Raw genomic sequence first — 21,241 nt, 5'->3', positions numbered from 1 at the left:
CGCGCATCCGTGCCCACCCTAGGTTCAATTCCCGAAAAATTCGTTGAGCAGCTGCGGCGGCCGTGCAATCACGGCACGCTTGCGGTAAACCACGATAGGCCGCTGCAGCAGTTTCGGATGCGCCGCCAGTGCCTCCAGCAAGGCGGCATCGTCGGCTTGCGCCAGGCCGAGCGCTGCGTATTCCGGTTCATTGTCGCGCAGCATGGCGCTGACCGGGCCGCCCAGGGTCCAGTGCAGATCCTTCAGCTGCGCTAGCGTTAGCGGCGTCTTCTGGTAGTCGACGATTTCCAGCTTGAGTTTGTGTTCATTGCTGAACTGCTCAGCTATGGCCAAGGCTTCGCGCGATTTCGAGCAGCGCGGATTGTGATAGATCGTGATCATTTATTTAGATTCCTGTGTAGTCTCATCTAGCGGCACGACTTCATCGTCCCAGCCGCTGGCGGGCATATCCTCGCGCAGGATGCGGTCATGCGCAAACATTTCTTCCAGTTCTTCGCGCGCCTGCTTGGCAATCGAGACGATCTGCTGCTGGTCTTTCTGGTGCGGATACATATCGTGCAGGGTTTGCAGGTTGTGGGCGCGGAATTTCATCGCCGCCTGGCGCGCCCGGTAGGCGCCGAAGCCGAGCCTGCGCAAGGCTTCGCGGCCCAGCAGCAGCGCCGATTCGAAGGTTTCGCGCTCGATCACGGTCACGCCCAGGTCCATCAGGTCGAAATAATGGGTGACGTTGCGGGCGCGGGCGATGATCTGCAGGTCGGGAAATTCATGGCGCACCGCCGCCACCAGCTTCAGGCTGCCTTCGATATCGTCCAGCGCCACCACCAGCAGGCGCGCCTTGGCGATGCCGGCGGCATGCATCAGGTCGATGCGGGTGGCGTCGCCGTAGAACACCTTGAAGCCGAATTTGCGCAGCAGGTCGATCTGGTCCGGGTCGTGATCGAGCACGGTCAAGCCTATCTTGTTGGCGTGCAGCAGGCGGCCGATGATCTGGCCGAAGCGGCCGAAGCCGGCGATGATGACCGGGTTTTCGTTGTCGTCGATGTCGTCGTCCGGCCGTTTTTGCGCCTTCAGGAAATAGGGGGCGATGACTTTGTCGTACAGCACCAGCAACAGCGGCGTGGTCACCATCGACAAGGCCACCACCACCACCAGGATGGAGGAGGTTTCCTCGGAAAAGACGCGGGCGGTGGCGGCTGCGCCAAACACCACGAAGGCGAATTCGCCGCCTTGCGACAGCAGTGCGGCAAACAGGAATTGCTGGGCGCGGGCGATCTGGAATACTTTGCTGAGCAGGTACAGCACCGCCAGCTTGATCGCCAGGAAGCCGGCCACCAGGCCCAGGATCAGCCAGGGATGGCTCAGCAGCAGGCCGAAGTCGACCGACATGCCGACGGCGATGAAGAATAGTCCCAGCAGCAGACCCTTGAACGGCTCCAGGTCGGTTTCCAGCGCATGCCGGTATTCCGAATCCGCCAGCAGGACGCCGGCCAGGAAGCTGCCCAGGGCCATCGACATGCCGACCGACTCCATCAGCAGGCCGATGGCGATCACCAGCAATAGTGCGAAGGCGGTAAAGATTTCGCGCAGCCCGGTGCGGGCGATCATGCGCATCAGCGGCCGCACCAGGTAGCGGCCGCCGACGATCAAGGTGGCGATCACCGCCAGCACTTTCAGGCCGCCGATCCAGCCTTCGCCGCTGCCATGTGCGGCAGCGACGCCGAGCAGCGGCACGATGGCGATCATGGGGATCGCTGCGATATCCTGGAACAGCAGGATGGCAAAGCCGGCGCGGCCGGCCGGCGTGCCGGTCAGCTTGCGTTCGTTGATGGTAGCAAGCGCGATCGCGGTGGACGAGAGCGACATGCCGAGCGCGGCGATCAGAGCGGTTTTCCAGTCGACGCCGACCGCTGCCGCAGCGCTGAACAGCGCCAGCGACACCGCCATCACTTGCGCCGTGCCCCAGCCGAAAATCGAGCGCCGCAGCGACCACAGGCGTTTCGGTTCGAGCTCCAGGCCGATCATGAATAGCAGCAGCACCACGCCGAATTCGGAGAAGTGCAGGATGTCTTCGACATTGTCGATCAGGCGCAGGCCCCAGGGGCCGATCGCCATGCCGGCCAGCAGGTAGCCCAGCACCGCGCCCAGGCCGAGGCGCTTGGCGATCGGCACTGCAGCGACCGCTGCCGCCAGGTAGATCAAGGCATTGAATAAGAGACTTTGTTCCATGAGGTTCAGGTACCGCTTAGATACTGGTTAATGGCTCGGTTGTGCTGGCTGCCAGCAGTTCGGGCCAGTTGGGATAGTGCGACAGGCGCTTCTTGTAGGTATCTATGTAGGCCGCCAGGGTTTGCTGGTTGACCTGGTGGGCGCCGAACAGCAGATGCGGCGGGAGCCAGCGCATGCCGCACAGCTCGGCGGTCTGCTGGAAGGGCGGCAGGAAGGCGGAGAACGGCCGCTGGTTGTGGCCCTCCGGCTGATAGGAGCGCTCCGAGCCGCCCAGGGTGGCGACCAGCCAGAAATCCTTGCCGTGCAAGGCGGTGCCGCCGGGGCCGTAAGCCCAGCCGGGGGTGAAGACCGAATCGAGCCATTGTTTCAGCAGTGCCGGCATGCTGTACCACTGCACCGGATGCTGGAACACGATCAGGTCCGCTTCGTGCAGCAGCGCCTGCTCGCGCCGTACCGGGATATGGAAATCGGGAAAGAGCTCGTAGAGGTCGTGTACTTTGACGTTCGGCATCTTGGCGGCGGCCTGCGCCAGGCGGCGGTTGACGCGTGAATGGTGCGGCGTCGGATGCGCGTACAGGATCAGGATTTGCGGTGGTTTGGACATGTCGGCAAGGCTGGGTATTTAAGCAAATCAAAAAGGGAAATATTCGGCAAACCGCCGATTCTGGCTGAACCGATCATGAAAACCATGCTCACAGGCTAATCGAGCCTATACTTTGGCAAATAGTTTTTTGATCGGCGTGACAAAGTGCTGCACGGTTTTATTCGCAGCCACATGCTAGCAGTACTTTCGCAAACATTTTTACTTCTGACAATTCCTAATAAATATGTCCGACACCAAACCGAGCGATCCGCCCAGCGATCCAGCCAATTCCGTTCCAGAGGGAACGTTCGAACCCCTGCCAGCTGCAGCGTCTCAAACGAGCCCGGCCGCGCCTGTCGCGCCAGCCGCAAAGGAGTCTCCTCAGCCGCAACCTGCCGCTGCTCAGCCAGAACCGGCTGCAGCCCAGCCGCATCCTGGCGCCGTTTTCAGGGCTGCCGGCCCGGGCGGTGACGACTCCCCTCCCTGGCCGCAAACCTGGAAGCTGATCGCCGCGCGTTTCCGCGCGCTGTCGGACAAGGCTGGCCGCCGCATGATGCAGCGGACCCTGAAGATCGGCATCTCGGCGCGCATCTTCCATCCGGAAGAGGGCGCCAAGGGCCTGCGCGGGCGCACCCTGCAATACCTGGAAGAGTCGATCGCGCAGTGGGTCATGTCGCGCAATGTGCTGGTGTTCATGATTCCTACCGTCAACACCAACGGTCTGGTCCATCCCAGCTCGATCCGCTTGCGCGATTACGCCAAGCACCTGGACGGCCTGGTGCTGCAGGGCGGCGCCGACGTTTCGCCGCAAAGCTACGCCCAGGCGGCCACCCGGCCGGAATGGGGCGGCGACCGCGTGCGCGACATGTACGAGCTGGAGCTGCTGCATGAATTCATCGAAGCGGGCAAGCCGGTGCTGGGGATTTGCCGCGGTTGTCAATTAATCAATGTAGCCTTTGGCGGCACCCTGTATCAGGACATTGCCACCGATGTGCCGACCTCGATCAAGCATGTGAACGATGAGTACGACCGGCTGCACCATGCGATCCAGTTTCCGCCGGGTTCCTCTCTGGCAACCTTGTTCAATACGCACGGCAGCGAGCAGAACGAATGGGTGGTCAATTCCATCCATCACCAGGCGGTGCGCGATCTGGGGCGCGACCTGACGGTGGAAGCGATTTCCGGCAGCGACAATATCGTCGAAGCAATTCGTTACCGCAAGGCAGCTTTTGTCATGGGTTTGCAATGGCATCCGGAGTTCCACCGGGCCGGCGGTCCGCAGTTGCTTGATTGCACCCCAATCCTCGATGGATTTTTAAGAGCTGCACGCGAGACGCGTTTCTGATATTATCTCGCGCCTTGGCCGGTGAAGTGTTTTTACGCTTTTTCCCGATTCCGGCCAGGCCCGATGGCATTGCGACGGGGAAATTGAAAAAACTAAGAAATATTTAGAAGAAATCGATTTCCACAGTTGACACTCAGAGGGTGCTTTACTATAATCTGGGGTTCCCTGCGGAGAGGTGGCCGAGTGGTTAATGGCAGCAGACTGTAAATCTGCCCTCTTACGAGTACGCTGGTTCGAATCCAGCCCTCTCCACCATTTTGGGAAGAAGTAAAAGCAGCAGCTGTAAAGATATTGCGGCGGTAGAAGTGAAGTGAGCTGAATTGAAATGATCTCGCGGGTGTAGCTCAATGGTAGAGCTGAAGCCTTCCAAGCTTATGACGAGGGTTCGATTCCCTTCACCCGCTCCAGTAGATTTTGCAAAAGCAGCAAAAAAAGCAAGAACATTAAGTTGGGCGTGTTGTTAATAATCGAAGCACGCATACAGCATAGCCCTTGTAGCTCAGTGGTAGAGCACTCCCTTGGTAAGGGAGAGGCCACGTGTTCGATCCACGTCAAGGGCACCAGATTTAGTATCTCGGTTTTATTTGCGGCGCCGGCACTGGCGCCGTAAAAGTTGGATGTCACTATTGATTCGGGTTTTCAATTCGAGTTTTCAATCTGTAAGACGGTCGGGCGCTGGCCTGAACATTCTCATCAAATCTTTAGGAGTCTAAGATGGCAAAAGGCAAGTTTGAGCGGACCAAGCCGCACGTCAACGTCGGCACTATCGGCCACGTCGACCACGGCAAGACCACGCTGACAGCAGCGATCGCGACAGTATTGTCGAAGAAGTTTGGCGGCGAAGCCAAAGCGTACGATCAGATTGACGCAGCGCCGGAAGAAAAAGCGCGCGGCATCACGATCAACACCGCTCACGTTGAATACGAAACTGCAAACCGCCACTACGCTCACGTTGACTGCCCAGGCCATGCTGACTATGTGAAGAACATGATCACTGGCGCGGCCCAGATGGACGGCGCGATCCTGGTGTGCTCCGCAGCTGACGGCCCGATGCCACAGACACGCGAACACATCCTGTTGTCGCGTCAGGTTGGCGTGCCATACATCATCGTGTTCCTGAACAAGGCCGACATGGTCGACGACGAAGAGTTGCTCGAGCTGGTCGAAATGGAAGTGCGCGAGCTGTTGACCAAGTACGAATTCCCAGGCGACGACCTGCCGATCATCAAGGGTTCGGCGAAGCTGGCCCTGGAAGGCGACACTGGCCCATTGGGCGAGCAAGCCATCATGGCTCTGGCGGAAGCACTGGACACTTACATCCCGACACCGGAACGTGCTGTTGACGGCGCCTTCCTGCTGCCAGTGGAAGACGTGTTCTCGATCTCCGGCCGCGGTACGGTTGTGACCGGTCGTGTTGAGCGCGGTATCGTCAAGGTTGGCGAAGCGCTGCAAATCGTGGGTATCCGCGATACGCAAGACACCACATGTACTGGCGTTGAAATGTTCCGCAAGCTGCTGGACCAAGGTCAAGCCGGCGACAACGTAGGCGTGCTGCTGCGCGGCACCAAGCGTGAAGACGTGGAGCGGGGCCAAGTGTTGGCCAAGCCAGGTTCGATCAAGCCACACAAGCATTTCACAGGCGAGATCTATGTTCTGTCGAAAGACGAAGGCGGCCGTCACACGCCTTTCTTCAACAACTATCGTCCACAGTTCTACTTCCGTACGACGGACGTGACTGGTTCGATCGAATTGCCGAAAGACAAAGAAATGGTCATGCCAGGCGATAACGTGTCGATCACAGTGATGCTGATCAATCCGATCGCGATGGAAGAAGGTCTGCGTTTCGCGATCCGCGAAGGTGGCCGTACTGTTGGTGCAGGCGTTGTTGCCAAGATCCTGCCTGACGCGTAATTGAAATAGCAGTAATCGCCGCGACCCGGGAAGGCCCGTCTCGCGGCGTTGATGTCTGATCAGTACAAGAAGTTGCCAAGCGGCTGGTCAGCGAAGTGTTTTAAGCGTAGGGGTGTAGCTCAATTGGCAGAGCGCCGGTCTCCAAAACCGGAGGTTGGGGGTTCGATGCCCTCCGCCCCTGCCACCGATTCAGGTGTAGGGTACTGAAAGTAAACCGCGTATGTCTAACCACCCTGTGCAAACTGTCGGCGAATCCGGCAGCAAGCTCAAAGTAATACTGGCAGTTTTGGCTGTCGTCGCCGGCGTTGTCGGCTTTTATTTTTTGTCGGGCCAGTCTGGTCTGGTGCGCGCTGGTGCACTGGTTGCCGGTTTGGTGGCGGCAGTCGCGCTGGCATGGACTTCGACCCAGGGCCGTGAATTCCTTGGTTTCGCCAAAGAAGCAGTGCGTGAGACAAAAAAGGTGGTCTGGCCGACCCGCAAGGAAGCGATGCAGATTACTGCCATTGTTTTCGCATTTGTGCTGGTGATGGCGATTTTCCTGTGGGGCATCGATAAGATCCTCGAAGTCTTGTTGTACGACGTGATATTGGGTTGGAAACAATAATGAGCGATAGCACACAAAACGATGCGCAAGCAACGCCGCCTGCTGTAACGCCTTCGGCGCCAGCGGGCAAAAAGCGCTGGTATGTGGTGCATGCTTATTCCGGTATGGAAAAGAGCGTGCAACGCGCGCTTACCGAGCGCATTGACCGCGCTGGAATGCAAGAGCAGTTCGGCCAGATCCTGGTGCCGACTGAAGAAGTAATTGAAGTCAAGAATGGCCAGAAAGCCGTTACCGAACGTCGTTTCTTCCCGGGCTATGTCCTGGTCGAGATGGAAATGACGGACGAAACCTGGCATCTGGTAAAGAACACCAACAAAGTGACAGGTTTCATCGGCGGCAAGTCGAACAAGCCTACCCCGATTCCGCAGCATGAAGTCGACAAGATCATGCAGCAGATGCAAGACGGCATCGAGAAGCCACGGCCTAAGGTTCTGTACGAAGTCGGCGAGCTGGTGCGTATCAAGGAAGGTGCTTTCACCGACTTCAACGGCAACGTCGAAGAAGTGAATTACGAGAAATCGCGCGTACGCGTGACCGTCACCATTTTCGGCCGCGCTACGCCGGTTGAACTGGAATTCGACAAGGTCGAAAAAGTCTAAGCTGGTTCAAGCGAGTCTAAGAATAAACGCCGTTCGGAGCGTCATGGGCGAAAGTCCACGAAATCCGATGCAGTAAGAGGAGCCCTATTAAATTCTCCGGTTCAACCGGCGGATCAAAAAGGCGCTAATACTCACTTAACGTAGGAGCCATCATGGCAAAGAAAATCATTGGTTTTATCAAGCTGCAAGTCCCAGCTGGTAAAGCAAACCCATCCCCACCGATTGGTCCAGCACTGGGTCAGCGCGGTCTGAACATCATGGAATTCTGTAAGGCATTCAATGCCCAGACCCAGGGTGTTGAGCCGGGCCTGCCAATTCCAGTCGTGATCACCGCGTTCGCTGACAAGTCCTTCACATTCGTGATGAAGACGCCTCCGGCAACGATCCTGATCAAGAAGGCTGCTGGCATCACCAAGGGTTCGGCTAAGCCGCATACCGACAAAGTCGGTTCGATCACCCGTAAGCAAGCAGAAGAAATCGCTACCTTGAAGAAGCCCGATTTGACTGGTGCTGATCTGGAAGCCGGCGTTCGTACTATCGCTGGTTCTGCTCGTTCGATGGGCATCACGGTGGAGGGTCTGTAATGGCTAAGTTAACTAAACGCGCAAAAGCGATCAAAGCTAAAGTTGATCGCACCAAGGCATATCCATTCGACAGCGCTGTTGCACTGATCAAGGAATGCGCAACTGCAAAATTCAACGAATCGATCGACGTATCCGTCCAATTGGGCGTTGATGCAAAGAAATCGGACCAAGTGGTTCGCGGTTCCGTCGTGCTGCCAGCCGGCACCGGCAAGACCGTTCGCGTTGCAGTATTTGCTTCCGGCGAAAAAGCCGAGCAAGCTAAAGCTGCCGGCGCCGACATCGTTGGCATGGAAGACCTGGCTGAGCAAATCAAAGCCGGCAACATGCCTTTCGATATCGTGATCGCTTCGCCAGACACCATGCGTATCGTTGGTACCCTGGGTCAAATCCTGGGCCCACGCGGTTTGATGCCTAATCCGAAGGTCGGTACTGTCACGCCTGACGTCGCTACTGCCGTCAAGAACGCAAAAGCCGGTCAAGTGCAATACCGTACCGACAAAGCCGGTATCGTTCACGCAACCATCGGCCGTAAATCGTTTAGCGATGCAGAACTGAAGTCCAACTTGTTGGCACTGATCGACGCATTGAGCAAAGCAAAGCCAGCCACCAGCAAGGGTGTATACCTGCGCAAGATCTCGATGTCTTCGACCATGGGCGCTGGCGTCCGTGTCGATCAATCGACTCTGGCTGCTTAAGCTGCATTGAATTAAGTCCTGTTGGCGAAAGCCGGCGGGCGAATCTTTGGGCTGGACCTGTATTGGCGGTAACGATGCAGGTCCAGGCAATCAAAGACCGTTGGGCGGCGTGTCGCAACTGCTTTTAAATTGCGGCACAAAGTTAAATCGCGCAAGCAACCCAACGCAGATGGTGTACCCGAACAAGTTTTGTAGTCTCATCGCTGCGTGTTGGTTCACTCCGAGTCATGCGCAAGTTCTGAACTCCTAACTTCGGACGCCGTGTTCGAACCGATGTAAGGTAAGCAGCCATCTGCGGCTGTGTATTGTCCGAGCATCATTTTTGGAGGTTGATCTTGAGTCTCAATCTGAATGACAAAAAGGCCGTAGTCGCCGAAGTCTCTGCAAAAGTTGCAAATGCACAGACTATCGTTGTGGCCGAATATCGTGGCATCCAGGTTGGTCACTTGACCCAACTGCGCGCTAATGCGCGTACCCAGGGTGTGTACCTGCGTGTATTGAAAAATACACTGGCACGTCGCGCCGTTGAAGGTACCGCGTTTGCCGACCTCGCCTCGCAAATGACCGGCCCGTTGATCTATTCGATCTCCGAGGATGCCGTTGCTGCTGCAAAAGTCATCAACGACTTTGCAAAAACCAACGACAAACTGGTTGTCAAGGCAGGTAACTTCGCTGGCAAGCCGCTTGATAAAGCAGCTGTGCAAGCGTTGGCAAACATTCCAAGTCGCGAAGTTCTGCTGGCCCAAGTTGTGGGCATGATGCAGATGCCGATCGCTGGATTTGTGCGTGGTTTGGCTGCTCTGGCAGCAAAGAAAGAAGCCGAAGCTGCTTAATTGCCGTTTCATGGCGCTTTCTTGGCGTTAAAACCAATCAGATGTTATTACTGTAAAAAATTAGGAGTTTCACATGGCTTTTGATAAAGATGCATTCCTGACCCAGATCGATGGTCTGACTGTTATGGAATTGAATGACCTGGTTAAGGCATTCGAAGAGAAGTTCGGCGTTTCCGCAGCTGCTGTTGCAGTTGCTGGCGGCTCCGGCGGCGGCGCTGCTGCTGCTGCTGAAGAGCAAACCGAGTTCACCGTCATGCTCAAGGGCATCGGCGCGAACAAGGTTGGCGTGATTAAGGCTGTCCGCGAAATCACCGGTCTGGGCTTGAAAGAAGCTAAAGACCTGGTTGACGGCGCACCGAAGGCAGTTAAAGAAGGCGTTTCGAAAGCCGACGCTGATGCAGCAGCCAAGAAATTGGTTGAGGCCGGCGCAGAAGCTGAAATCAAGTAATTTCAGCTTTTTAGAGCGCATTTATTGCGCTGGAGTCAAAGTGCAGAACTCTCGAAAAGGAGGGTTCGGCTTTGGCTCCTTTGTCGTTTTTGATTTTGTTTAGCGCTTGTTGTTTTATTAAGCGTCCGTTGCCATCAAGCTCGAAGGGCTGAGACTTGAGGAATTGTTGGTTAAGACAGTGTAGCTAGTCCATTAGTTTTGTCTAGTTTCACCAAAATATCCAGCGAATCCTGAATTCTCTATCCTTCCTGTCACTCACGGAGTGTTCAATGCACTACTCATTTACTGAGAAGAAGCGTATTCGTAAATCTTTTGCGAAACGCGCTAACGTTCACCACGTTCCGTTCCTGCTGGCGACCCAGCTCGAGTCGTATCTTGGCTTCCTGCAACAAGACAAAGTACCGTCTCAACGTAAGAATGAGGGCCTGCAATCGGCTTTCACCTCTATTTTCCCTATCGTTTCGCACAATGGTTTTGCGCGTCTCGAATTCCTGTCGTACGTGCTCGGCGATCCGCCGTTCGACGTCAAGGAATGCCAACAGCGTGGCCTGACCTTCGCGTCGCCATTGCGCGCCAAGGTGCGTCTGGTGATCCTGGACAAGGAATCGCCGACCAAGCCGGTCGTCAAGGAAATGAAAGAACAGGAAGTCTACATGGGCGAATTGCCGCTCATGACGACTACCGGTTCGTTCGTCATCAACGGGACTGAACGCGTTATCGTATCGCAGCTGCATCGTTCGCCAGGCGTGTTCTTTGAACATGACCGCGGCAAGACGCACTCGTCCGGCAAACTGCTGTTCTCGGCCCGTATCATTCCTTACCGCGGTTCATGGCTGGACTTTGAGTTTGACCCGAAAGACATCCTGTTCTTCCGCGTCGACCGCCGCCGCAAGATGCCTGTCACGATCCTGCTGAAAGCGATCGGCATGTCGGTCGAGCAGATCCTGGCCAACTTCTTCGTATTCGACAACTTCGCGTTGCGTAACGAAGGCGCCGAGATGGAATTCGTGGCGGAACGCCTGCGTGGTGAAGTTGCGCGTTTCGACATCACCGATAAAGCGGGCAAGGTCCTGGTCGCGAAAGACAAGCGCATCAATTCCAAGCACGTGCGCGACGTGGAAGCTGCGGGCATCAAGCATATCTCGGTACCGGAAGACTACCTGCTGGGCCGCGTCCTGGCGCGCAACATCGTTGACGGCGACACTGGCGAAGTTGTCGCCAACGCCAACGACGAGTTGACCGAAGAATTGCTGGCCAAGCTGCGTGAAGCTGACATCGGCGACATCCAGACCCTGTACACCAACGACCTGGACCAAGGTAGCTACATCTCGCAAACTCTGCGCAGCGATGATACCAACGACCAGATGGCTGCCCGCGTCGCGATCTATCGCATGATGCGTCCAGGCGAACCGCCAACCGAAGACTCGGTCGAGGCGCTGTTCAACGGTCTGTTCTACAACGCTGATCGTTACGATCTGTCGGCTGTCGGCCGCATGAAGTTCAACCGCCGCATCGGCCGCGATGAACTGACCGGCGCCATGACGCTGTCGAACGACGACGTGCTGGCCGTGATCAAAATCCTGGTGGAATTGCGTAACGGCCGCGGCGAAGTGGACGATATCGATCACTTGGGCAACCGTCGCGTGCGTTGCGTCGGCGAACTGGCTGAGAACCAGTTCCGCGCCGGCCTGGTGCGTGTCGAGCGCGCTGTCAAGGAACGCCTCGGCCAAGCCGAAGCGGACAACCTGATGCCGCATGACCTGATCAATTCCAAGCCGATCTCGGCTGCTATCCGTGAATTCTTCGGTTCGTCGCAGTTGTCGCAGTTTATGGACCAGACCAATCCGCTGTCGGAAATCACCCACAAGCGCCGCGTATCGGCACTTGGACCGGGCGGTCTGACCCGTGAGCGCGCTGGCTTTGAAGTCCGCGACGTGCATCCGACCCACTATGGCCGCGTCTGCCCGATCGAAACACCGGAAGGCCCGAACATTGGTCTGATCAACTCGCTGGCTTTGTATGCTCGCCTGAACGAATACGGTTTCCTCGAGACACCGTACCGCAAGGTTGAAGACAGCAAGGTGACCGACCAGATCGACTATCTGTCGGCGATTGAAGAAGGCCGCTACATCATCGCCCAGGCGAATGCGACCATCGACAAGTCGATGAAGTTGTCGGATGAGCTGGTTTCTGCGCGTGAAGCCGGCGAAACCATCCTGGTGTCGCCAGAACGCGTCCAGTACATGGACGTGGCGCCAGGCCAGGTGGTTTCGGTTGCTGCTTCGCTGATCCCGTTCCTCGAACACGATGACGCGAACCGTGCATTGATGGGCGCCAACATGCAGCGTCAGGCAGTTCCTTGCCTGCGTCCAGAGAAGGCATTGGTCGGTACCGGCATTGAACGTACCGTGGCAGTTGACTCGGGTACCACCGTGCAGGCACTGCGTGGCGGTATCGTTGATTACGTCGATGCAGGTCGTGTCGTGATTCGCGTGAATGACGAAGAAGCGACTGCCGGCGAAGTCGGTGTCGATATCTACAACCTGATCAAGTACACACGTTCGAACCAGAACACCAACATCAACCAGCGGCCAATCGTGCAGGTTGGCGACCGCGTCGCCAAGCACGACGTGATCGCCGATGGCGCATCGACCGATCTGGGCGAACTGGCCCTGGGTCAGAACATGCTGGTGGCGTTTATGCCATGGAACGGCTACAACTTCGAAGATTCGATCCTGATCTCCGAAAAAGTCGTGGCTGACGACCGCTACACCTCGATCCATATCGAAGAGTTGTCGGTCGTTGCACGCGACACCAAGCTGGGCGCTGAAGAAATCACCCGCGACATCTCCAACCTGGCTGAAAACCAGCTGGCGCGTCTGGATGAATCCGGCATCGTCTACATCGGCGCTGAAGTTGAAGCCGGCGATACGCTGGTCGGTAAGGTGACGCCTAAGGGCGAAACCCAGCTGACACCGGAAGAAAAGCTGCTGCGCGCGATCTTCGGTGAAAAAGCTTCTGACGTTAAAGATACATCGCTGCGCGTGCCTTCAGGCATGGTCGGCACCGTGATCGATGTGCAAGTGTTTACCCGCGAAGGCATCCAGCGCGACAAGCGCGCACAGCAGATCATCGACGATGAACTGCAGCGCTATCGCCTGGACTTGAACGACCAGTTGCGGATTGTTGAAGGCGATGCCTTCGAGCGTCTGGAACGCATGTTGATCGGCAAGGTTGTCAACGGCGGTCCTAAGAAGCTGGCCAAGGGCAGCAAGCTGACCAAGGAATACCTGGCAGACCTGGACAAATACCACTGGTTCGATATCCGCCCGGCGGACGACGATGCAGCGGTAGCGTTGGAAGCGATCAAGGAGTCGATCGCCGAGAAGCGTCACCAGTTCGATCTGGCATTTGAAGAAAAGCGCAAGAAGCTGACTCAGGGCGACGAGCTGCAGCCTGGCGTACAAAAGATGGTCAAGGTTTACCTGGCTGTCAAACGCCGCCTGCAACCAGGCGACAAGATGGCGGGCCGCCACGGTAACAAGGGTGTGGTTTCTCGCATCCTGCCGATTGAAGACATGCCGCACATGGCCGACGGTACGCCGGCAGACATCGTGCTGAACCCGCTGGGCGTGCCATCGCGTATGAACATCGGTCAGGTTCTGGAAGTCCATCTGGGCTGGGCTGCCAAGGGTCTGGGCCTGCGTATCGGCGAAATGCTGAAGGCGCAAGCCAAGATTGCCGAGCTGCGCAAGTTCCTGAACACGATCTACAACGAATCGGGCAAGACAGAAGATCTGGACGCGATGAGCGACGAGGAAATCTTCCATCTGGCAGACAACCTGAAGCAAGGTGTGCCGTTCGCGACACCAGTGTTCGACGGTGCGCACGAAGAAGAAATTCGTCGCATGCTGGACCTGGCTTATCCGGACGCCATCGCCAAGCAGCTAGGCATGACGCCTTCGAAGAACCAGGTCACGATGTATGACGGCCGTACCGGCGAAGCCTTCGAGCGTAACGTCACGGTCGGCTACATGCATTACCTGAAACTGCACCATCTGGTCGACGACAAGATGCATGCACGTTCCACCGGTCCTTACTCGCTGGTTACACAGCAGCCACTGGGCGGTAAAGCACAGTTCGGCGGCCAGCGTTTCGGTGAGATGGAAGTTTGGGCATTGGAAGCTTACGGTGCATCGTACGTGCTGCAGGAAATGCTGACAGTGAAGTCGGATGACGTGAACGGTCGTACCAAGGTGTATGAAAACCTGGTCAAGGGTGACCATGTGATCGATGCAGGCATGCCGGAATCCTTCAACGTGTTGTTGAAAGAAATCCGCTCGCTGGGTATCGACATGGACCTCGACCGCGAGTAATCCGTCGTACTGGTGCAGTACAGAGCAGTAGGGCGGGCAGCGTTGCCCGCCCTACGCAGCAATAGTAAAGAATCTTAGTTTCTTCACGCCAACTGGAGTGATACATGAAAGCACTGCTCGATTTATTCAAGCAAGTTCAGCAAAATGAACAGTTCGACTCGATCAAGATTGGTCTGGCGTCGCCCGAAAAAATTCGTTCGTGGTCTTATGGCGAAGTAAAAAAGCCTGAAACCATCAACTACCGTACCTTCAAGCCAGAGCGCGACGGTCTGTTCTGCGCCAAGATTTTTGGCCCGATTAAAGACTACGAATGCCTCTGCGGCAAGTACAAGCGTCTGAAGCATCGCGGTGTGATCTGCGAAAAGTGCGGCGTTGAAGTCACATTGGCAAAAGTGCGTCGCGAGCGCATGGGCCACATTGAGCTGGCCTCGCCGACTGCGCATATCTGGTTCCTGAAATCGCTGCCGTCGCGTCTGGGCATGGTCCTTGACATGACCCTGCGGGATATCGAACGCGTATTGTATTTTGAAGCCTACGTCATCACCGATCCAGGCATGACGCCGCTGAAGCGGTGCCAGATCATGTCGGAAGACGACTACGCCGCCAAGTACGAAGAGTACGGCGACGATTTCACCGCATTCATGGGCGCCGAAGGCATCCGTGAGCTGCTGCGCGCGATCGATATCGACCGCGATGCAGAGACTCTGCGTCAGGAGTTGAAAGAGTCGAAGTCCGAAGCCAAGATCAAGAAATACGCCAAGCGCCTGAAGGTGCTGGAAGCGTTCCAGCGTTCGGGCATCAAGCCTGACTGGATGATCATGGAAGTGTTGCCAGTGCTGCCGCCTGAGCTGCGTCCGCTGGTGCCGCTGGATGGCGGCCGTTTCGCGACCTCCGACCTGAACGACCTGTATCGCCGCGTCATCAACCGTAACAACCGTCTGAAGCGCCTGATGGAATTGCGCGCGCCGGAAATCATCACCCGCAACGAAAAGCGGATGCTGCAGGAAGCGGTTGACTCGCTGCTGGACAACGGCCGTCGCGGCAAGGCAATGACTGGCGCCAACAAGCGTCCGCTGAAATCCCTGGCAGAAATGATCAAGGGTAAGGGCGGCCGTTTCCGTCAGAACTTGCTGGGTAAGCGCGTCGACTATTCCGGCCGTTCGGTGATCGTGGTGGGTCCACAACTGAAACTGCATCAGTGCGGCTTGCCGAAACTGATGGCCCTGGAACTGTTCAAGCCATTCATTTTCCACAAGCTGGAAGTGATGGGCATCGCCAGCACGATCAAGGCAGCCAAGAAGGAAGTTGAAAACCAGACTTCCGTGGTGTGGGACATCCTGGAAGACGTGATCCGTGAACATCCGGTCATGCTGAACCGTGCGCCTACCTTGCACCGTCTGGGCATCCAGGCGTTCGAGCCGGTCCTGATCGAAGGCAAGGCAATCCAATTGCACCCGCTGGTCTGCGCCGCATTCAACGCCGACTTTGACGGCGACCAGATGGCGGTCCACGTTCCACTGTCGATCGAAGCACAGATGGAAGCGCGCACTTTGATGCTGGCTTCCAACAACATCCTGTTCCCATCGAACGGCGAGCCGTCGATCGTACCGTCGCAGGATATCGTGCTGGGTCTGTACTACGCCACCCGTGAGCAAATCAACGGCAAGGGCGAAGGCATGATGTTCCCTGACGTGTCGGAAGCCATCCGTGCCTACGACAACAAGGAAGTCGAGCTGACAACCCGCATTACCGTGCGTATCACCGAGTATCCGAAGGATGCGGTGACTGGCGAATTCGTCAAGACCATCAAGCGTTACGAAACGACTGTCGGCCGTGCGATCCTGTCGGAAATCCTGCCTAAGGGCCTGCCGTTCACCGTGCTGAACCGCGCGTTGAAGAAGAAGGAAATCTCGAAGCTGATCAACACATCGTTCCGTAAGTGCGGCCTGCGCGCGACGGTGGTGTTTGCCGACCAGCTGATGCAGTCCGGTTTCCGCCTGGCGACTCGCGCCGGTATCTCGATCTGCGTGGACGACATGCTGGTACCGCCGCAAAAGGCAACCATCATCGCGACCGCGGAACAAGAAGTGAAGCAGATCGAACAGCAGTATTCGTCCGGTCTGGTGACTGCCGGCGAACGCTACAACAAGGTTGTGGATATCTGGGGCAAGGCCGGCGACGACGTCGGCAAGGCCATGATGGAGCAGCTCAAGGTAGAAGACGTGGTCCGCCGCGACGGCACCAAGGGCACCCAGGAATCGTTCAACGCGATTTACATGATGGCCGACTCCGGTGCACGCGGTTCCGCAGCACAGATCCGTCAGCTGGCCGGTATGCGCGGCCTGATGGCGAAACCGGATGGTTCGATTATCGAAACGCCGATCACCGCGAACTTCCGCGAAGGTCTGAACGTTTTGCAGTACTTCATTTCGACCCACGGTGCACGTAAAGGTCTGGCCGATACCGCGCTGAAGACAGCGAACTCGGGTTACCTGACGCGTCGTCTGGTTGACGTGACCCAGGATCTGGTCGTGATCGAAGATGATTGCGGCACCTCCAACGGCGCCTCGATGAAGGCAATGGTTGAAGGCGGTGAAGTGATCGAAGCGCTGCGCGACCGTATCCTCGGCCGTGTTGCGGCCAACGATATCGTCAATCCGGAAACCCAGGGCACCCTGTATGAATCCGGTACTTTGCTGGACGAAGATGCAGTCGAAGAAATCGAACGCCTCGGCATCGATGAAGTCAAGGTCCGCACGCCGCTGACTTGCGACACGCGCTACGGCCTGTGCGCGCAATGTTACGGTCGCGACCTGGGCCGCGGCACGCTGGTCAACAACGGTGAAGCAGTCGGTGTGGTTGCTGCGCAGTCGATCGGTGAGCCTGGTACACAGCTGACCATGCGTACCTTCCACATCGGTGGTGCGGCGTCGCGTTCGGCAGTGGCATCCAGTGTTGAAGCCAAGTCCAACGGCACGGTCCGCTTCACGGCGACCATGCGTTACGTGACTAACGGCAAGGGCGAGCTGATCGTGATTTCCCGTTCCGGCGAAGTCCTGATCACCGACGACCATGGCCGTGAGCGTGAGCGTCATAAAGTACCTTACGGTGCAACCCTGATCGTCAAGGATGGCTTGACCATCAAGGCTGGTACAGCACTGGCGACATGGGATCCGCTGACCCGTCCGATCATTACCGAGTACACCGGTACCGTCCGCTTCGAGAACGTCGAAGAAGGTTCGACCGTGGCCCGTCAGATCGATGAAGTCACCGGCCTGTCGACTCTGGTGGTTATCGATGCGAAGCGTCGCGGTTCGGTTACCAAGACTGTTCGTCCGCAGGTCAAGCTGTTGAACGAGCAAGGCGAAGAAGTCAAGATCGCCGGTACTGAACACGCAGTGACGATCGGCTTCCAGGTGGGCGCGCTGATTACCGTGAAAGACGGTCAGCAAGTGCACGTTGGTGAAGTGCTGGCGCGTATCCCGACTGAATCGCAAAAGACACGCGATATTACCGGGGGTCTGCCGCGCGTTGCCGAGCTGTTCGAAGCACGTTCGCCGAAGGATGCAGGTATGCTGGCTGAAGTCACGGGTACTGTGGCGTTCGGTAAGGAAACCAAGGGTAAGCAGCGTCTGGAAATCACGGACATGGACGGCAACAAGCACGAGTTCCTGATTACCAAGGACAAGCAAGTGCTGGTGCATGACGGCCAGGTCGTGAACAAGGGTGAAATGATTGTCGACGGCCCAGCCGATCCGCAAGACATCCTGCGCCTGTTGGGTATCGAAGCGCTGGCGCGTTACATCGTCGACGAAGTCCAGGACGTGTATCGCTTGCAAGGCGTGAAGATCAACGACAAGCACATCGAAGTGATCGTGCGCCAGATGTTGCGCCGCGTTCAGATCGTTGATGCCGGCGATGCGTCTTACATCACCGGCGAGCAGGTCGAGCGTTCGGAACTGCTGGACGAAAACGATCGCGTGATTGCAGCGGGCAAGATTCCTGCAACCTACGAAAACGTACTGCTGGGTATTACCAAGGCATCGCTGTCGACCGATTCGTTTATTTCGGCCGCATCGTTCCAGGAAACCACCCGCGTGTTGACCGAAGCCGCAATCATGGGCAAGAAAGACACGCTGCGCGGCCTGAAGGAAAACGTTATCGTCGGTCGTCTGATTCCAGCCGGCACCGGTCTCGCGTTCCATCGTGCACGCAAGGAAAAAGACAGCTGGGAAGCGGAAGAGCGCACCGCGCTGCTGCAATCCGAACAGGCAGCACGCCTGGCGGCTGCGGAAGCACGCGCAGCTGAAGAGCTGGGTGCGCAAGAGAGCGGCGAAGCGTAATACGCTGCAGCGAATCTGCAAGACAAAACGGCAGTGGATGAAAATCCGCTGCCGTTTTTTTATGCCTGCAAGATCAGCCAGCCGTAACGCCGGCCGGCGATGCCTTCAATCCTTTTGCTGGCGCATGGGCTTGCCGTTGTCGATCACTTCCCGGCAATCGCCTTTGAAAGTGGAGTTGTCGTAATCGGTCCAGCCGTAGCTGTCGACGTAGCGCTTGTGCGGACGCAGCTTGCTGCTCAGGAAACTCCAATCCAGATGCTCGTCCGGATATCGGATGTCGGCCAGGTCGAGCAGCGAATGGAAGACGTTTTCAGTCGTCATGCGTGCGCGCTTGTGACGTTGCAGCTGGTCGACCTTGTCGGGATAGGATTGCTTATAAATGTCGGAATACCACATCAGCGCGGGGATATGGAATTCGAACTGAGTATTGTGGCCGTGGAAGGCGATCTTGCAGCTGCCGTCGTACAAGGTCTGGCCGTGGTCTGAAAAATACATCATTGCGCTCAATTGCCTGGAATCCCGCAGCTGGCCGATGACCTGGGCCAGGAACCAGTCGACATAGCGGATCGAGTTGTCGTAGCTATTGCTCAGCGCCGGCTTGTTAGCCAGGTTGGTATAGGCCGGATGCTCGATGCCGAACAAGGAAGGCCGCCATTTATCGAATTCTTGCGGATAGCGGTGGCTGTAATTCCAATGATTGCCGAGCGTGTGCAGTACAATCAGTTTTTTCGGCGCCGGGTCGGCCATGGCTTTTTGCAGTTGCGGCAATAGGATCGCATCCAGATTCGATGCGTCGGTAAAGCCGCCCAGATTCAGAAACTGCACCACGTCCGCCTCGTTGGCGAAGACCGACACCGGCGTATCGAACTTGCCGTAGGACATCTGATTCGAGATCCAGTAGGTTTTGAAACCGGCTTCCTTATAGCCGGTGATGAACGATTTTTCGGCAAAGCCGGCCTTCAGGCTCTCGGTGGCCGGCTTGCGCGAGACCATCACCGGCACTGACAGCCGGGTAGCCGACACCGACGTAATCACATCTGAAAAACTGACCAGGTTGCTTTCCTTGCCGAGCAGGGGATTGGTGTCGCGCTGATAGCCGTTCAGGCCCCAGCGGTCGTAGCGCGACGATTCGCCGATCACCATGACCATGATTTGCGGCGTGTCCTGATGGCTGGCCTGATGCGCGCCGAAATGGAACTGGCTGTTCTTGTGTTCGAGGTCGTCCAGGTATTCCCGTTCTTTCCAGAAATCGTAGCCGCGCACCGCCAGGCCGAAGGGCCAGGTGCGGCTGACCGGCTCCGCTTCCAGCGGCGTCGCCGCCCAGCTCGGCAGCTTGCCGAAGTGCAGGCCTGGGCTGGCCGCCAGGCTGCTTCGTTCGGCACTGCCGGGTGCTGGCTGAACTCCAATCTCTTGTCCATATAACCAGAGGCATAGGCCGACAGCAAGTACTAACCAACCGAACCAGCGCGAAGGCCCTTCCAGATCCAGGTCGCGGGTACGGCTGGCCGCCAGCCAGCTGAGTGCCCACCACAACACGACCAGCGCAAGGATCAGCGCTAGCCACCAGATTTTGTCGCCCAGGAACTCCAGCGCTTCGCCGGGACTGGTTTCGGCAATGATGCCCAGATGATGGGTGGAGATTCCCTGGCCGTAGAACTTGCGCAGGTAGAGTTCGGTCGGCAGCGCAAGAAAGGCCGGGATCAACAGCCAGTGAAACCGGGCGGGGCGCTTGAAAATCGACCAGATCACCAGCCACAGCGCCATTTCGGTGGCAACGATGCGGGCAGGATGATCTACCGTCTGCCCGAACAGCAAGGGTACGAAGGGGACTAGGGACAAGGCCAGGTAAGTAACCAGCACGAACAGGTTTTTGCGGCGAAACAAGGCAAGCATCATGGCGGCAGAGGATAGTCGAATCCCATTATCCCGCAAAGCTGGCGCCGGGTATCGCGCCATATGAGATATAGCCGGGCGCGGCGTTGGTGAAATGGTCGATATGGCAACAATCCTGCTCGCCGGACTGTTGCGTTTACGGAGCGGCCATCACAGACAGCGGTTGACTGCGAGGCATCATAGGGATATACTCGCGGGTTCTCGATTGTAGGCTCTATGGGCCGAACGTTCTTTGGTCTGCTTCCGCTTTCTTATAGCGCGTTCCTCCTCTACTGCTGAATCGAATTGTGCGCAGGTGTTGTGCGATTCGCACGATTCCTTGCGCAAGTATCTGTCCAATCCCGGACAACCGATTTCGGGATTGTTGTTATTAACGTCGTAATTTTGTTGGATATATAACGATGCCAACCATCAATCAATTGATTCGCCAGCCGCGCGTTTCTGCGGTCGTAAAGAGCAAATCACCAGCGCTGGAAAACAGCCCGCAAAAACGCGGCGTTTGCACCCGCGTTTATACGACAACTCCAAAGAAGCCTAACTCGGCTTTGCGTAAAGTTGCCAAAGTTCGCCTGACCAACGGTTTCGAAGTCATTTCGTACATCGGCGGTGAAGGCCATAACCTGCAAGAACATAGTGTCGTGCTGTTGCGCGGCGGCCGTGTAAAAGACTTGCCGGGTGTGCGTTACCACATGGTTCGCGGTGCACTGGATACCCAGGGCGTCAAGGATCGTAAGCAAGCACGTTCGAAGTACGGTGCAAAGCGTGCCAAGGCTGCAAAGAAATAATAGTTTTCGCCAGGCG

General features: G+C 57.0%; 15 protein-coding genes and 4 tRNA genes. 15 read left to right on the top strand and 4 right to left on the bottom strand.

From position 1 onward, the window contains the following. Positions 1-24: 24 nt before the first annotated feature. The 3 genes from arsC to kefF are packed head-to-tail and all read right to left on the bottom strand — an operon-like array spanning position 25 to position 2,830. Positions 25-381: an arsenate reductase (glutaredoxin) gene (gene arsC / locus KHU30_RS12800; protein WP_211442992.1), complete on the bottom strand. Its 357-nt coding sequence runs from the start codon at positions 379-381 to the stop codon at positions 25-27. Next, positions 382-2,226, bottom strand: coding sequence for a glutathione-regulated potassium-efflux system protein KefC (kefC, locus tag KHU30_RS12795; RefSeq protein WP_211442991.1), 1,845 nt, complete (start codon positions 2,224-2,226; stop codon positions 382-384). Positions 2,227-2,242: 16 nt separating this feature from the next. Next, positions 2,243-2,830 (bottom strand): glutathione-regulated potassium-efflux system oxidoreductase KefF, encoded by a 588-nt coding sequence (gene kefF, locus KHU30_RS12790; protein ID WP_211442990.1) that lies wholly within the window; start codon positions 2,828-2,830, stop codon positions 2,243-2,245. 223 nt (positions 2,831-3,053) lie between these two features. On the opposite strand from kefF, the gene KHU30_RS12785 reads away from it, so the two are divergent. The 14 genes from KHU30_RS12785 to rpoC all read left to right on the top strand — a co-directional run bounded on the left by KHU30_RS12785 (position 3,054) and on the right by rpoC (position 18,547). Then, positions 3,054-4,154: a gamma-glutamyl-gamma-aminobutyrate hydrolase family protein gene (locus KHU30_RS12785; protein ID WP_211442989.1), complete on the top strand. Its 1,101-nt coding sequence runs from the start codon at positions 3,054-3,056 to the stop codon at positions 4,152-4,154. A 169-nt stretch (positions 4,155-4,323) separates the two neighbouring features. Then, positions 4,324-4,409, top strand: a tRNA-Tyr gene (locus tag KHU30_RS12780). A 78-nt stretch (positions 4,410-4,487) separates the two neighbouring features. Next, positions 4,488-4,561: transfer RNA gene (locus KHU30_RS12775), tRNA-Gly, on the top strand. An 81-nt stretch (positions 4,562-4,642) separates the two neighbouring features. Beyond that, positions 4,643-4,717 (top strand) — tRNA-Thr (locus KHU30_RS12770). 151 nt (positions 4,718-4,868) lie between these two features. Continuing rightward, positions 4,869-6,065 (top strand): elongation factor Tu, encoded by a 1,197-nt coding sequence (gene tuf / locus KHU30_RS12765; RefSeq protein ID WP_061532011.1) that lies wholly within the window; start codon positions 4,869-4,871, stop codon positions 6,063-6,065. 108 nt (positions 6,066-6,173) lie between these two features. Next, a tRNA-Trp gene (locus tag KHU30_RS12760) sits at positions 6,174-6,249 on the top strand. 36 nt (positions 6,250-6,285) lie between these two features. After that, positions 6,286-6,669, top strand: coding sequence for a preprotein translocase subunit SecE (gene secE / locus KHU30_RS12755; RefSeq protein ID WP_098495071.1), 384 nt, complete (start codon positions 6,286-6,288; stop codon positions 6,667-6,669). Next, on the top strand, positions 6,669-7,268 hold the full coding sequence (gene nusG, locus KHU30_RS12750; RefSeq protein ID WP_061936347.1) for a transcription termination/antitermination protein NusG: 600 nt from the start codon (positions 6,669-6,671) through the stop codon (positions 7,266-7,268). The genes secE and nusG overlap by 1 nt, the downstream gene beginning before the upstream one ends. A gap of 152 nt (positions 7,269-7,420) precedes the next feature. Continuing rightward, positions 7,421-7,852, top strand: a complete 432-nt coding sequence (rplK, locus tag KHU30_RS12745; protein ID WP_038484621.1) for a 50S ribosomal protein L11 — start codon at positions 7,421-7,423, stop codon at positions 7,850-7,852. Next, positions 7,852-8,547 carry a 50S ribosomal protein L1 gene (gene rplA, locus KHU30_RS12740; RefSeq protein ID WP_211442988.1) on the top strand — a complete coding sequence of 232 codons (696 nt, stop codon included), beginning with the start codon at positions 7,852-7,854 and terminating at the stop codon, positions 8,545-8,547. The genes rplK and rplA overlap by 1 nt, the downstream gene beginning before the upstream one ends. A 335-nt stretch (positions 8,548-8,882) precedes the next feature. Continuing rightward, entirely contained in the window at positions 8,883-9,380 is a 498-nt protein-coding gene (gene rplJ, locus KHU30_RS12735; protein WP_211442987.1) for a 50S ribosomal protein L10, read from the top strand. A gap of 73 nt (positions 9,381-9,453) precedes the next feature. Further along, positions 9,454-9,828: a 50S ribosomal protein L7/L12 gene (rplL, locus tag KHU30_RS12730; protein ID WP_211442986.1), complete on the top strand. Its 375-nt coding sequence runs from the start codon at positions 9,454-9,456 to the stop codon at positions 9,826-9,828. A 269-nt stretch (positions 9,829-10,097) separates the two neighbouring features. Then, positions 10,098-14,204: a DNA-directed RNA polymerase subunit beta gene (rpoB, locus tag KHU30_RS12725; protein ID WP_211442985.1), complete on the top strand. Its 4,107-nt coding sequence runs from the start codon at positions 10,098-10,100 to the stop codon at positions 14,202-14,204. Between the two features lie 104 nt (positions 14,205-14,308). Further along, the gene (gene rpoC / locus KHU30_RS12720; RefSeq protein WP_211442984.1) at positions 14,309-18,547 is read left to right on the top strand and encodes a DNA-directed RNA polymerase subunit beta'; all 4,239 of its coding nucleotides are present in this window, start codon (positions 14,309-14,311) and stop codon (positions 18,545-18,547) included. Between the two features lie 105 nt (positions 18,548-18,652). Here rpoC and KHU30_RS12715 read toward each other — a convergent pair whose 3' ends face one another. Further along, on the bottom strand, positions 18,653-20,440 hold the full coding sequence (locus tag KHU30_RS12715) for a phosphoethanolamine transferase (protein WP_211443244.1): 1,788 nt from the start codon (positions 20,438-20,440) through the stop codon (positions 18,653-18,655). A 401-nt stretch (positions 20,441-20,841) separates the two neighbouring features. On the opposite strand from KHU30_RS12715, the gene rpsL reads away from it, so the two are divergent. Next, entirely contained in the window at positions 20,842-21,225 is a 384-nt protein-coding gene (gene rpsL, locus KHU30_RS12710) for a 30S ribosomal protein S12 (protein ID WP_014004389.1), read from the top strand. Positions 21,226-21,241: the final 16 nt, after the last annotated feature.

The organism is Collimonas humicola (genome assembly GCF_018304945.1).
Classification (GTDB): domain Bacteria; phylum Pseudomonadota; class Gammaproteobacteria; order Burkholderiales; family Burkholderiaceae_D; genus Collimonas; species Collimonas humicola.
The sequence above is the reverse complement of the archived record's forward strand: the minus strand, read 5'-3'. Positions and strand labels throughout refer to the sequence as shown.